Source organism: Piscinibacter gummiphilus (genome assembly GCF_002116905.1).
Lineage (GTDB): Bacteria > Pseudomonadota > Gammaproteobacteria > Burkholderiales > Burkholderiaceae_C > Rhizobacter > Rhizobacter gummiphilus.
Genome location: NZ_CP015118.1, coordinates 5,854,049 through 5,867,172, shown reverse-complemented (window position 1 = coordinate 5,867,172; position 13,124 = coordinate 5,854,049). Strand labels below are relative to the sequence as shown.

The following is a 13,124-nucleotide window of genomic DNA, read 5'->3' as shown; positions in this document are numbered from 1 at the left end:
CGATCTTTTGCTGCGTCCGCCCTCGATCTCCCTGCCGGTGGCTCCTCCCGTGTCCGGCGTGCGGCGCCTGTGCGCCGGCGCGCTGCTCGTGGCCGTGGCCTGGGCGCCCGCCGCGTGGGCCCAGGTGCGTCCGGCGGGTGCGGCCTCGGCGCCCGCCGCCGGGAGCAGCGGCTCGCTCAAGGACCAGCCGGTCCATGTGGAGGCCGACGCCATCGAGGGCCGGCCCGACCAGGGCGTGACGGCCACCGGCGATGTCAAGCTGCGCCAGGGGCCGATGACCCTCACGGCCGACCGCGTGAGCTACGACCAGCCCACGGACACCGCCCGCGGATCGGGCAACGTGCGGCTGGCCACCGACGATGGCAACTGGCTGAGCGGCCCCGAGGTGCAGATCGCGGTGCACCAGTTCGAGGGCTTCTTCTCGTCGCCCGAGTACTTCATCGCCCCCACCCGGGCGGGCGGCCGGGCCTCGCGCTGGGACTTCCACGGCCGAGACCACGCCGAGGCGCGCGACCTCACGTACACCAGCTGCAACCGCGACGACCCGGAATGGCTGCTGACGGCCGATCACGTCGAGCTCGACTTCGAGAAGAACGAGGGCCGGGCCCGCGGCGCGGTGCTGCGGTTCTACGACGTGCCCATCCTCGCGGCGCCCACCTTCACGTTCCCGCTGTCCGACGACCGCAAGTCGGGCTGGCTGCCGCCGTCCCCCACGCTCGACAGCAAGGGCGGCTTCCAGTTCGCGATGCCGTACTACTGGAACATCGCCCCGAACCGCGACATGACGCTGGTGCCGGTGATCAGCGCCAAGCGCGGCGTGGGCCTGGAGTCGGAGTTCCGCTACCTGCAGCCGGCCCACGAGGGCATCGTGCGGCTGCACTCGCTGCCGAACGACGCGCTGACGGGGGACTCCCGCGGCGCGCTTCGGCTGCTGCTCGAAGGCGCGCTGCCGGGCGACACGCTCTACAAGCTCGATGGCCTGCGCGTCTCCGACAACGACTACTGGAAGGACTTCCCCCGCAACGTCGCGAGCCTCACGCCGCGCCTGCTGGGCACCGACCTCACCATCTCGCGCCACTTCGAGCGCTGGACGCCGTACGCCCGCATCAAGACCTGGCAGGTGCTGCAGGACTCCGACCTCTCCGAGCCGCTGCTGGTGGCCCCGTACGACCGTCTGCCCCAGGTGGGCGTGCGCACGGTCCAGCCCATCCCGGGTGGCCTGCAGTTCGGGTTCGAGACCGAGTACAACCGCTTCGCCAACCCGCACGGGTACATGGGCGACCCGCGGGTCCAGGAACTCATCGCCGCGGGGGTGGCGCCGCGTGCCACCGGCGAGCGGGTCCACGCGCTCGGCTCGGTCAGCTGGCCCTACCTCACGCCCGGGTGGTCCTTCGTGCCCAAGTTCGGTGTGAACGCCGCGTCGTACCAGCTCGACCAGCCCATCGCCAACGGCCCGTACCAGGGGCAGACGAAGGTCAGCCGCGCGATCCCGTCGTTCAGCCTCGACAGCGCCTGGACCTTCGAGCGCGACGCCGACTGGTTCGGCCGCGACGTGCGCCAGACCCTCGAGCCGCGCGTGCTGTACGTGAGGACGGCGTACCGGCAGCAGGCCGGCCTGCCCAACTTCGATTCGGCGGTGCGCGACTTCAACGTCGACTCCATCTACACCGAGAACGCGTTCTCGGGCGTCGACCGGGTGTCGGATGCCAACCAGGTCACCGCCGGGGTCACCACCCGGGTGCTCGACGCGCAGACCGGCGCGGAGAACGTGCGCCTGGGCATTGCCCAGCGCGTGCTGTTCTCCGACCAGCGTGTGGCGCCGGACGACGGCGACACCATCACCCAGAGCGTGTCGGACGTGCTGCTGTTCGGCTCGTCCAACCTCTCGAAGCGCTGGTACCTCGACGCCGCCCTGCAGTACAGCCACGACCTGCGCCGCATGGTGCGCTCGGTGGTCGGCGCCCGCTACACCGCGCCCGACTACCGCACGGTGGGCCTCGCCTACCGCTACAAGGCGGGCGAGACCGAACAGGTCGACTTCTCCTGGCAGTGGCCGCTGTACGGTCCGGCCCGGCGCGAGCGCCTCAGCGGGACGGGCACGTCCTGCGGCGGAGGCTGGTACACGGCGGGCCGCGTCAACTACAGCATGCTCGAGAGCCGGGTGACGGAGGCCGTGGCCGCCGTCGAGTACGACTCGGGATGCTGGGTCGGCCGCGTCCTCGCGCGCCGGCAGTCCACCAGCACGCGCGAAGCCACCACGCAGGTGGGCCTCGAGGTGGAGTTCGTGGGCCTGTCCCGGCTGGGCACGAACAACCCGACGAAGGTCTTGAAGGACAATATCCCGGGCTACCGCCCGCTGCGCGACGATCCCGACGCGCCCGCTGCCCCCTGAAACACCCATGATGTCATTGCCCCGTTTCACTCGCGCGCTGCTGTCGCCGCTCCTGCTGTCCCTGCTGCTCTCGGCCGTATCCCCGGCCGCATTCGCCCAGGCGAGGCGCCAGGTGCCGCGCACGGCCGACTACATCCTGGCGGTCGTGAACTCCGAACTGGTCACCGCCAACGAGCTGGAGCTGCGCGTGGCGCAGGTGCGCGACGAGGCCCGCCGCAGCGGCGGCCGCCTGCCACCCGACGACGAGCTGCGCCGCCAGCTGCTCGACGCCCTCATCGACGAGCGCGTGCAGATCACCTACGCCCGTGACTCCGGCATGCGCGTGGAGGACACCGAACTCGAACGCGCCGTGGCCAACATCGCCGCGCAGAACCAGCTCACCACCACGCAGCTGCGCGACCGGCTGCGGGCCGAGGGCATCGACTACGTGCGCTTCCGCAACAACATCCGCGACCAGATCATGATCGAGCGGAACCGCGAACGCGAAGTCCAGGCCCGCATCAAGATCACCGACGCCGACATCGACGACTACCTGGCGAAGCAGCGGTCGAGCGGTGCCACCACCCAGTTCAACATCGCGCAGGTGCTGGTGACCGTGCCCGAAGGGGCCACCGACGCCGTCGTGGCTGAACGCCAGGCCGTGGCGCAGGCCGCGCTCACCCGCATCCAGGGCGGCGAAGACTTCGCCGCCGTCGCGCGCCAGCTGTCGGAAGACGCGAACAAGGAGAAGGGCGGCGAGATCGGCATGCGCCCCGGATCGCGCCTGCCCGAGGTGTTCCTGAACGTCGTGCGCGACCTCAAGACCGGGCAGGTCTCGCCCACGCTGCTGCGCACCGGCGCGGGCTTCCACATCCTCAAGGTGATCGAGCGGCGCGACACCGGCGGCCTCGTCGTGACGCAGACGCGCGCCCGGCACATCCTGTTGCGCCCGTCGCAGCAGATGTCCGCGCAGGCCGCGTCGCGCCGCCTGCTCGAGTTCAAGCGCCAGATCGAGAGCGGCGCGAAGACGTTCGATGCACTGGCCCGCGAGCATTCCGAGGACGGCAGCGGCCCGCAGGGCGGCGACCTGGGCTGGGTGTCGCCGGGCGCCTTCGTGCCCGAGTTCGAGGAGGTCATGAACTCGCTGCCCATCAACGGCATCTCCGACCCCGTCACCTCGCGCTTCGGCATGCACCTGATCCAGGTGATGGAGCGCCGCGACACGCAGGTCGACCCGAAGCAGCTGCGCGAGCAGGCCCGGTCCGTGCTGCGCGAGCGCAAGTACGAGGACGCGCACAGCGAGTGGCTGCGCGAGATCCGCGCCCGCGCCTACATCGAGATGCGCGAGCCGCCGCAGTGACGACGACGAGGGTGCGTCCGTGGTGAACCACATCCCGCGCAAGCGCTTCGGCCAGCACTTCCTGTCCGACCGGGCGATGGTCGAGGCCATCGTCGACACCATCGACCCGCGGCCCGGCCAGGCGCTGGTGGAGATCGGCCCCGGCCTCGGCGCCATGACCGACCCGCTGGTGGCCCGCTCCGGCAAGCTCACGGTGATCGAGCTCGACCGCGACCTCGCGGCCCGGCTGCGCAAGCGCCCCGAGCTCGAGGTCGTCGAGTCCGACGTGCTGAAGGTCGACTTCCACGGGCTGGCGGCCACCTTCGGCCAGAAGCTGCGCGTGGTGGGCAACCTGCCGTACAACATCTCCACGCCCATCCTGTTCCACCTGCTCGAGGTGGTGGACCACGTGGTCGACCAGCACTTCATGCTGCAGAAGGAGGTGGTGGACCGAATGGCCGCCGCACCGGGCAGCAAGGACTACGGCCGGCTGAGCGTGATGCTGCAGTGGCGCTACGAGATCGAGTCGGTGCTCGACGTGCCGCCGGAGTGTTTCGACCCGCCGCCGCGCGTCGATTCCGCCATCGTGCGCATGATCCCGCTGCCGCCGCCGCCGGGGGTGGACGCCGCGCTGCTGGGGGAACTCGTGACCACGGCCTTCTCGCAGCGGCGCAAGGTGCTGCGCAACACGCTGGGCAAGTGGCTCGACGCGCGGGGGTTCAGCGGCGAGGTGGACCTCACCCGGCGCGCCGAGGAGGTGCCGGTGGCCGAGTACCTGGCGCTCGCCGCCGCGGTGGCGGCCAAGGGCTGAGGCCACGGCGGGACGAAAAAAAGCCCGCGGGACGCGGGCTTTGATTCGATCGTGGCGGGACGCCTCGTCAGGCGGCGCTGAGCCACATGGAGGTGTCGAACGCGCTGCTCATCATCGGCATGTTCATGCCGAAGTTCGCGTTGGCGGCGTTCTTCGAAGCCGGCTTGGCCGGCTTGTCCGTCGTGATCTGGGCCGTTTCCGCAGCCCGCTCCCATGACCCTTGTTCTTGGGAGCGGGCTACTGAAAAGAATAGAAACACCGGAACTGGACCTTGCGCTCGGCCCAGAAGTCGGCCGTGTCGCGGAACACGTCGAGCAGCTGCTCGCGGGCTTCACGGTCGAAACGCGGGTTGTCGGGCAGCTGCTCCAGCACGACCACGAAACCGGGCTGGCTGCCCGACTTGTGGACCAGGTCCGTCATGCAGTCGTACAACGCGTCCAGGTTCTTGCCGAAGTGGGCCGGGAACAGGAAGGACTCGGCGATGGCCTCCATCACGTCCTGCTTGCTCTGCGCAGCAGTCAGGTTGGCGTAGAGGAAATGCTGGCCGGCCGCCTGCGCGGCTTCCTGCAGGTCTTCCACGCGGTAGGCGCGTATCGACTGAACAATGTTTGGACGGACTGTCTGCAACAGCATGGTCGCGTTCCTCCTTAGGTCTAGAAATTGAACTTCGCTCTACCGGTGATCACTTCACGATGCGGCGAAAGCTCGCGTAGTGGTCATCGGTATAAAAACAGGCGTCGGGGAGTTTCACTTCGGTGCCCCCGCACACGATGCGCCGGGCCCCCCGGTCGCGCGCGCCCACCGTCTTCACGGTGTACTCGCGGTAGTAGCTGCGCGGCGCGGCGGGCAGCAACCGTTCGCGGTTGCCGAACACCACTCCATCTTTCGAATAGGGAAAAGGCCCCCCCTCGCGGATCAGCAGGAGGGTGTCCACCGCCTGCATGGGGAGATCGTCGACCTTGACCACTGGGAGCCGGCTCTCGGTCGCAGGACCCTTGGCGGAAGCGGGGGAAACCGCGGTGCCAAGCAGCGCTGCAGCTGCCAAGAGGATGGTGAGCCCTGACTTGCTAGAGGCTTGCCGAATGGCCGACCCAGCGGTGAAGAACACGGGTAATCCCTAGAACGACAAACCGTCATGTTACCGAATCGGGCGAAAAAGCTCAAGCCGCTGCCTCAAAATGGAGCAGCGGCCAGTGTGAGGGAGCAAGTGCTCACAAAGCTGATTCGCGACGAGACTTGGGGGTTCGTGGTGTGGCTAGGGAGTTCTACGGGGCCGTGAAAAGAGGTGTGACACCTGGCGGCGGGGAGAAGCCCCGTTCCGCCAGGCAGGTCCGGTCAGCGGAGGGCGTTGGCGTCCGCGACGGTCAGTGCGGTCATGTTGACGATGCGGCGCACCGTGGCCGACGGCGTCAGCACGTGCACCGGCTTGGCCGCGCCGAGCAGCACCGGGCCGATGGCGATGCCGCCGCCCGCGGCGGTCTTCAGCAGGTTGTAGCTGATGTTCGCGGCGTCGATGTTGGGCATCACGAGCAGGTTGGCCTCGCCGGTCAGCGAGCTGAACGGCATGATCTGGCCGCGGGCCTTTTCGTCGAGGGCCACGTCGCCGTGCATCTCGCCGTCCACCTCCAGCCAGGGCGCGATGTCCTGGAGGATCTTGAGCGTGTCGCGCATCTTCACGGCCGACGGCTGGGCGCTCGAGCCGAAGTTGCTGTGCGACAGCAGCGCGGCGCGAGGCATCAGGCCGAAGCGCTTCATCTCCTCGGCCGCCATCACGGTGATCTCGGCCAGCTGCTCGGCGGTGGGGTCGTAGTTCACGTGGGTGTCCACCAGCATCACCATGCGGCCGGGCAGGATCAGCCCGTTCATCGCCGCGTAGGTGTTGGCGCCCTTGCGCTTGCCGATCACCTGGTCGATGTAGTTCAGGTGCATCGTGGTGGTGCCCCACGTGCCGCACAGCAGGCCGTCCACCTCGCCCTTGTGCAGCAGCATGGCGCCGATCAGCGTCAGGCGGCGGCGCATCTCGATCTTGGCGAGCTGCTGCGTGACCCCCTTGCGGGCGGTCATGCGGTGGTAGGTCTGCCAGTAGTCGCGGTACCGGTCGTCCTGCTCGACGTTGACGACGTCGTAGTCGCGGCCGGCCTGCAGGCGCAGGCCGAACTTCTCGCAGCGCTGCTCGATGATCGCCGGGCGGCCGATCAGCGTGGGGCGGGCGAGGCCTTCGTCCACGGCGATCTGCACGGCGCGCAGCACACGTTCCTCTTCACCTTCCGAGTAGGCGACGCGGCGGTTCTTCGCGCCCTTGGCGAGCGAGAAGATGGGCTTCATCGTGGTGCCGGAGGCGTACACGAAGGTGTTGAGCTTCTCGCGGTATGCGTCCATGTCGGCGACGGGCCGCGTGGCCACGCCGGAGTCGGCCGCCGCCTGGGCCACCGCCGGCGCGATCTTCATCATGAGGCGCGGGTCGAACGGCTTCGGGATCAGGTACTCGGGGCCGAAGCTCAGGTTCACGCCCGCATAGGCCGCGGCCACCACCTCGCTCTGCTCGGCCTGGGCCAGGTCGGCGATGGCGTGGACGGCGGCGATCTCCATCTCGATCGTGATCGTGGTGGCGCCCGAGTCGAGCGCGCCGCGGAAGATGTACGGGAAGCACAGGACGTTGTTGACCTGGTTCGGGTAGTCCGTGCGGCCCGTCGCGATGATCGCGTCCGAACGCACTTCCTTGACTTCCTCCGGCAGGATCTCCGGCGTCGGGTTCGCGAGCGCGAGGATGATGGGCTGCTTCGCCATCTTCGCGACCATCTCCTTCTTCAGCACGCCGCCGGCGCTCAGGCCGAGGAAGATGTCGGCGCCCTCGATGACCTGGCCCAGCGTGCGCTGGTCGGTCTTCTGCGCGAAGGTGATCTTGTCCTCGTCCATCAGCTCGGTGCGGCCTTCGTAGACGACGCCGGCGAGGTCGGTGACCCAGATGTTGCTGCGTGGCACGCCGAGCTTGACCAGCAGGCCCAGGCAGGCGAGCGCGGCGGCGCCGGCGCCCGAGGCGACGAGCTTCACTTCGGTGATGGACTTGCCCGTGACCTTCAGCGCGTTCAGCACCGCGGCGCCGACCACGATGGCCGTGCCGTGCTGGTCGTCGTGGAAGACGGGGATCTTCATGCGCTCGCGCAGCTTGCGCTCGACATAGAAGCAGTCGGGGGCCTTGATGTCCTCGAGGTTGATGCCGCCGAACGTGGGTTCGAGCGCGGCGATGACGTCGACCAGCTTGTCGAGGTCCTTCTTCTCGTTGATCTCGATGTCGAAGACGTCGATGCCGGCGAACTTCTTGAACAGGACGCCCTTGCCCTCCATCACCGGCTTCGCGGCCAGCGGGCCGATGTCGCCGAGGCCGAGCACCGCGGTGCCGTTCGTGATGACGGCGACCAGGTTGCCGCGGGAGGTGTAGCGGAAGGCGTTCGCCGGATCGGCCACGATCTCTTCGCACGCCGCGGCGACGCCGGGCGAATACGCGAGCGCGAGGTCGCGCTGGTTGACCAGTTGCTTGGTCGCGGCAATGGCCACTTTGCCGGGCGTGGGGAACTCGTGGTACTCGAGGGCGGCACGCCGCAGTTCGGCGCGTTTTTCTTCAGCATTGGCCATGACGGTGGTTCTCGCGAATGTCCTGATCGACGGAGCGTGGGTCGGGATTGTAGGAGTGTGCTCCTGCACACCCGTGCCGGGTTCGGCATTCGACTCCTGCGCGGCCGCCGGCACATGCGCGAAACTGCGTAGAGCCGGCCCGGCCGGGTCGGCAATACTCATCCGATGAATCCCCCGCCGCCGATGCCGAACCCCACCGAACTGGCGCGGCCGCCCCGCCGCTACCGCCGGGCGCTGCTGTGGGCCGTGCTCGTCACGCTGCTGCTCGTCGCGCAGTCGCTGCTGGTCTGGCTCACGCTGAACTTCGAGAGCAACCGGGCGCAGGAGGACGTGGAAGGGGTGGCCGCTGCCGTGGTCGTCGACCTGAAGCAGGCGCTGCGCCGCGACCAGCAGAACCTGCAGGCCCTGCTCTGGAACGACCCATCGCCCGAATCGTGGCGCCAGGAGAGCGCGACGCTGCTGCGCGCGCGGCGCGAGCTGCTTCGGGTCGAGCGCCGGGACGAGGACATGCGGCTCACCGGAGCGGTCGACTCGCCGTTCCAGCAGCCCATCTTCAGCCAGATCGTCCGCGACGACCTCGACCTCGAGGCCGACCTCGCCTGCGCCGCCGCGAAGCGCCAGGCCGGTCCCGCCTACTCGCGCACCTACTTCGTGCCCATGTCCGGTGCGATGGGGCAGGAGGTGGTGGACCTGTGCATGCCCGTGGTCAACGAGGGCCGCGCCGACGGGTTCATGGTCAGCACCATCTCGCTGCCGCGCCTGCTCGACGAGGTCGTGCCGGGCGACGTGATGCGCCTGCACGAGCTGTCGTTCGTCGAGGGCGACGGCACGCGGCTGGCGCGGGCGGGGGTGCCGCGCGGCGCCGGGGTGTTCAAGTCCGAACGGCTGGTGGACCTGCCGGGCATCACGCTGCAGTTGCGCGTCGACAGCAGCAGCCAGCGCCCGCAGCTGATCCCGAACCTCACCACCGCGCTGGTGCTGGGCCTGTCGCTCGCGCTGGGCGTGGTCGTGGCGCTGCTGGCGCGCGACGTGCGCAAGCGGGCGAAGGCCGAGTCGGCGCTGGCCGAGTCGCTCGCGTTCCGCAAGGCGATGGAGGACTCGCTCGTCACCGGCCTGCGCGCCCGGGACATGACCGGCACCATCACGTACGTGAACCCGGCCTTCTGCGACATGGTGGGTTTCCCGGCGGTAGAGCTCATCGGCCAGAACATCCCGTCGTACTGGCCGCCCGAGAAGGTGCCCGAGTACCTCGAGCGCCAGGCCGCGCGGTTCGCCGGCACGACGCCCCCGCGCGAGGGCTTCGAGACGGTCTTCATGAACCGCGACGGCACGCGCTTCCCGGTGATGATCTACGAGGCGCCGCTCGTCGACGGGGCGGGCCACCAGACCGGCTGGATGAGCGCGACGCTCGACCTGAGCGCGCAGCGCAAGGTGGAGGAGATGTCGCGCCAGCAGCAGGAACGCCTGCAGGCCACCGCGCGCCTCGCCACGGTGGGCGAGATGGCTTCGCTGCTGAGCCACGAGCTGAACCAGCCGCTCGCGGCCATCGCGAGCTATGCGGCGGGCTCGCTCAACCTGATGTCGGACCCCGACATGAACCCGGCCGGCGCCGAGACCCAGGGCCTGCTGCGCCAGGCCGCGCAGCGCATCGCCGAGCAGGCCGAACGTGCGGGCCGCGTGATCAAGAGCGTGCACGACTTCGTGCGCCGCCGCGAGCAGGCCCACGAGCCGGTGCGTGCGGACCACCTGATCGACTCGGTGCTCCCGCTCGTGCGGCTGCAGGCGCGCAAGAGCGGCGCGCGCATCGAGATCGATCTGCCGACGCCGGTGCCGCGGGTGATCTGCGACCGCACGATGCTCGAGCAGGTGATGCTCAACCTCACCCGCAACGGCATCCAGGCGATGGAGGGTGACATCCCGCTCGCCCGCCGGGAGCTGATCATCCGCGTGCGCCAGAGCCACCCGCGCTGGGTCGCGTTCAGCATCATCGACCACGGCCCGGGCGTCGACCCGGAGGTGGCCAGCCGCCTGTTCACCCCGTTCTTCACCACCCGCACCGAGGGCATGGGCCTCGGCCTGAGCCTGTGCCGCACGGTGATCGAGCAGCACGGCGGGGTGCTGGACTTCCAGAACGTCCAGGATGGCCACGGCCGGGTGACGGGAGCAGAATTCAGGTTCACGCTGGCGGCGGAAGCGCCGCACGGCCCGGCGCATCCCGCCCGGGCGCGACACACCGATCCCGCGGCGGATCGGTCGAACCGATAATCAGGCGCATGACCTACCCCCCGTCACCCCCGCTCGGACTGCCGATGGTGTACCTCGTCGACGACGAGGACGTGGTGCGCGACGCGCTCGCCTGGCTGCTGCGGTCCCGCCGGCTGCTGTCCGAAGGCTTCGCCAGCGCCGAGGCGTTCGAGGCCATGCTCGACACCCACCCGCTGCCCGGCAAGGTCGACCCCGCCAAGGCCGCCTGGCCCGCCGCGCCCAGCTGCCTGCTGCTCGACGTGCGCATGCCCGGCACCAGTGGGCTGGTGCTGTTCGACCGCCTCGTCGAGCGTGGCCTGCTGCCGCTGATGCCGGTGATCTTCCTGACGGGCCACGGCGACGTGCCCACCGCGGTCGCGGCGGTCAAGCGCGGCGCGTTCGACTTCGTCGAGAAACCGTTCTCCGACAACGCCCTGGTCGACCGGGTCGAGCGGGCGCTGGAGGCCAGTGCCGACGCCATCGGCCGGCAGCGGGCGAAACAGGCCGTGCAGCGGCGCCTGGCCGAACTCACCGAACGTGAGCGCGAGGTGATGCACTGCGTGATCGACGGGCGCCCCAACAAGCTGATCGCCGATGCGCTGAACATCAGCGTGCGCACGGTCGAGGTCCATCGCGCCCGGGTGTTCGAGAAGATGGACGTGAAGTCGGCCGTGGAGCTCGCCAACGTGCTGCGCGACCACGGAGGTGGGGCCACGTGAGCGCCCTCGGCGAGTTCGACCTGATCGCCGCCTACTTCACCCGCCCGGTGCAGCGCGCCGTGCTCGGGGTCGGTGACGACTGCGCACTGCTCGCGCCGGGCCACGGCATGCAGATGGCCATCTCCAGCGACATGCTGGTGGAGGGCCGCCACTTCCTCTCGACGGTCGCCCCCGACCGCCTCGGCCACAAGGCCCTCGCGGTCAACCTCAGCGACCTGGCCGCCTGCGGGGCCCGGCCCGTCGCGTTCACCCTCGCGCTGTCGATGCCGCGGGTCGACGAGGCCTTCCTCGCCGGCTTCTCCCGCGGCCTGCTGGCGCTGGCCGACGCCCACGGCTGCGAGCTGGTGGGCGGAGACACCACGCAGGGCCCGCTCAACATCTGCATCACGGTCTTCGGCGAAGTGCCCGCGGGCCAGGCCCTGCTGCGTTCGGGCGCGCGCGCCGGCGACCACCTCTACGTGAGCGGCACCGTGGGTGACGCCCGCCTCGCGCTCGAGGCCTTCCGCGGCACCGCGGCGCTGTCGGGCGACACCTTCGAGCGCGTGCGCCTCGCGATGGAGCAGCCCCAGCCGCGCGTGACGCTGGGCCTCGCGCTGCGCGGCGTGGCGTCCAGCGCCATCGACATCTCCGACGGCCTGCTGGGCGACCTGCGCCACGTGCTGCGCCGCTCAGGCGTGGCGGCCGTCATCGACGCCGACGCGCTGCCGCGCAGCGCCGACCTGTCCGCGCAGCCGGTTGCATTGCGGTACGAATGCGGCCTCGCGGGCGGCGACGATTACGAGCTGCTGTTCACCGCCCCGGCGTCCCACGCGGCCCGCGTGGCCCAGGCCTCGCGCGAGACCGGCGTGCCGGTCACCCGCATCGGCCGCATCGAGCAGGGCGCGGGCGTGCGCGTCGTCGACCACACGGGCGCCGAGGTCCCGATGACCTTCGGCGCCTTCGACCACTTCAAGTCATGACCGACACCCCGGCGCCCCAGCCCCCGCTGCAGCCCGCCCCCATCCGCCGCCCCACGCTGCGCTTCATGTTCAGCCACCCGGCGCACGTGATCGCGCTCGGCTTCGGCAGCGGCCTGTCGCCCTTCGCGCCCGGCACGGTGGGCACGCTGTGGGCGTGGCTCGCGTTCATCGTGATGCGGCCGGTGCTGACCGACGTGCACTGGGCGCTGCTGCTCGGCCTCGGCACGCTCGTCGGCTGGTGGGCGTGCACCGTCACCGCGCGGCACATGGCCGTCGCCGATCCCGGCGCGATCGTGTGGGACGAGATCCTGGCCTTCTGGCTCGTGCTGTGGCTCGTGACCCCGGCCGGCCTGCTGGGCCAGACCGTCGCCTTCGCGCTGTTCCGCTTCTTCGATGCCGTGAAGCCGGGCCCGGTGGCCTGGGCCGACGAACGCTTCAAGGGCCGCCGCGGCGAGCCGCCGGGCTGGCGCCAGGGCTGGGGCATCCTGTTCGACGATTTCGTGGCGGCGCTGTGTGTGCTGCTGGTCATCGCGTTGTGGAGGTGGGTGGTGTGAGCAGCGTGGATCCCATCGAGGCCGTGGAGGCCGACGTGCGTGCACTGGCCGCGGCGCTGCTCGCGCGCGGCGTGCGCCTGGTGACGGCCGAGTCGTGCACGGGCGGGCTGATCGCCGCGGCGTGCACCGCCATCGCCGGGTCGAGCGACTGGTTCGACCGCGGCGTGGTGACGTACAGCAACGACGCCAAGACCGACCTGCTGGGCGTGCCGGGCGCCACGCTGCGCCGCCATGGCGCGGTGAGCCGCCCGGTGGCCCTCGCGATGGCCCAGGGGGCGCTCGCGCGGGCGCCGGCCGGGCTCGCGCTGGCGGTCACGGGCATCGCGGGGCCGGGCGGCGGGTCGCCGGACAAGCCGGTGGGCACCGTGTGGCTCGCCTGGGCGGTCACGGGGCAGCCCGCCGAGGCGGTGCTGCTGCAGCTCGCTGGCGACCGGGCATCCATCCGCCTGCAGACGGTGCGTCATGCGCTGCAGGCCGGGCTCAAGGCCCTCTGA

Annotated in this window: 11 protein-coding genes; 8 read left to right on the top strand and 3 right to left on the bottom strand. The window is 70.3% G+C overall.

Going from position 1 to position 13,124, the window contains the following annotated elements:
• Nucleotides 1-37 precede the first annotated feature (37 nt).
• From A4W93_RS26900 to rsmA, 3 genes are read left to right on the top strand one after another with little or no spacing between them, the layout of a single operon-like run.
• Complete coding sequence (locus A4W93_RS26900; protein ID WP_169726593.1) at nucleotides 38-2,392, top strand: LPS-assembly protein LptD; 2,355 nt, start codon at nucleotides 38-40, stop codon at nucleotides 2,390-2,392.
• 7 nt (nucleotides 2,393-2,399) lie between these two features.
• Nucleotides 2,400-3,731, top strand: coding sequence for a peptidylprolyl isomerase (locus tag A4W93_RS26895; RefSeq protein ID WP_085753535.1), 1,332 nt, complete (start codon nucleotides 2,400-2,402; stop codon nucleotides 3,729-3,731).
• A gap of 22 nt (nucleotides 3,732-3,753) precedes the next feature.
• Nucleotides 3,754-4,521 (top strand): 16S rRNA (adenine(1518)-N(6)/adenine(1519)-N(6))-dimethyltransferase RsmA, encoded by a 768-nt coding sequence (rsmA, locus tag A4W93_RS26890; protein WP_085754340.1) that lies wholly within the window; start codon nucleotides 3,754-3,756, stop codon nucleotides 4,519-4,521.
• A 237-nt stretch (nucleotides 4,522-4,758) separates the two neighbouring features.
• On the opposite strand, the gene A4W93_RS26885 is transcribed toward rsmA, so the two are convergent.
• The 3 genes from A4W93_RS26885 to A4W93_RS26875 all read right to left on the bottom strand — a co-directional run bounded on the left by A4W93_RS26885 (nucleotide 4,759) and on the right by A4W93_RS26875 (nucleotide 8,154).
• Complete coding sequence (locus A4W93_RS26885; protein WP_085753534.1) at nucleotides 4,759-5,154, bottom strand: barstar family protein; 396 nt, start codon at nucleotides 5,152-5,154, stop codon at nucleotides 4,759-4,761.
• 49 nt (nucleotides 5,155-5,203) lie between these two features.
• Nucleotides 5,204-5,629, bottom strand: coding sequence for a guanyl-specific ribonuclease (locus A4W93_RS26880; RefSeq protein ID WP_237357630.1), 426 nt, complete (start codon nucleotides 5,627-5,629; stop codon nucleotides 5,204-5,206).
• Between the two features lie 227 nt (nucleotides 5,630-5,856).
• Nucleotides 5,857-8,154 carry an NADP-dependent malic enzyme gene (locus A4W93_RS26875; RefSeq protein ID WP_085753533.1) on the bottom strand — a complete coding sequence of 766 codons (2,298 nt, stop codon included), beginning with the start codon at nucleotides 8,152-8,154 and terminating at the stop codon, nucleotides 5,857-5,859.
• 183 nt (nucleotides 8,155-8,337) lie between these two features.
• Here A4W93_RS26875 and A4W93_RS26870 point away from each other — a divergent pair, with 183 nt between their 5' ends.
• Genes A4W93_RS26870 through A4W93_RS26850 form a run of 5 tightly spaced genes read left to right on the top strand, consistent with a single transcriptional unit; the run spans nucleotide 8,338 to nucleotide 13,124 of the window.
• Nucleotides 8,338-10,419, top strand: coding sequence for a sensor histidine kinase (locus A4W93_RS26870; protein WP_085753532.1), 2,082 nt, complete (start codon nucleotides 8,338-8,340; stop codon nucleotides 10,417-10,419).
• A gap of 8 nt (nucleotides 10,420-10,427) precedes the next feature.
• Nucleotides 10,428-11,117: a response regulator transcription factor gene (locus tag A4W93_RS26865; protein WP_237357629.1), complete on the top strand. Its 690-nt coding sequence runs from the start codon at nucleotides 10,428-10,430 to the stop codon at nucleotides 11,115-11,117.
• A complete protein-coding gene (gene thiL / locus A4W93_RS26860) occupies nucleotides 11,114-12,076 on the top strand; it encodes a thiamine-phosphate kinase (protein WP_085753530.1) in 963 nt (320 codons plus the stop codon). Before A4W93_RS26865 ends, thiL begins: the two co-directional genes overlap by 4 nt.
• Complete coding sequence (locus tag A4W93_RS26855) at nucleotides 12,073-12,630, top strand: phosphatidylglycerophosphatase A family protein (protein ID WP_085753529.1); 558 nt, start codon at nucleotides 12,073-12,075, stop codon at nucleotides 12,628-12,630. The genes thiL and A4W93_RS26855 overlap by 4 nt, the downstream gene beginning before the upstream one ends.
• The gene (locus A4W93_RS26850; RefSeq protein ID WP_407081726.1) at nucleotides 12,627-13,124 is read left to right on the top strand and encodes a CinA family protein; all 498 of its coding nucleotides are present in this window, start codon (nucleotides 12,627-12,629) and stop codon (nucleotides 13,122-13,124) included. Before A4W93_RS26855 ends, A4W93_RS26850 begins: the two co-directional genes overlap by 4 nt.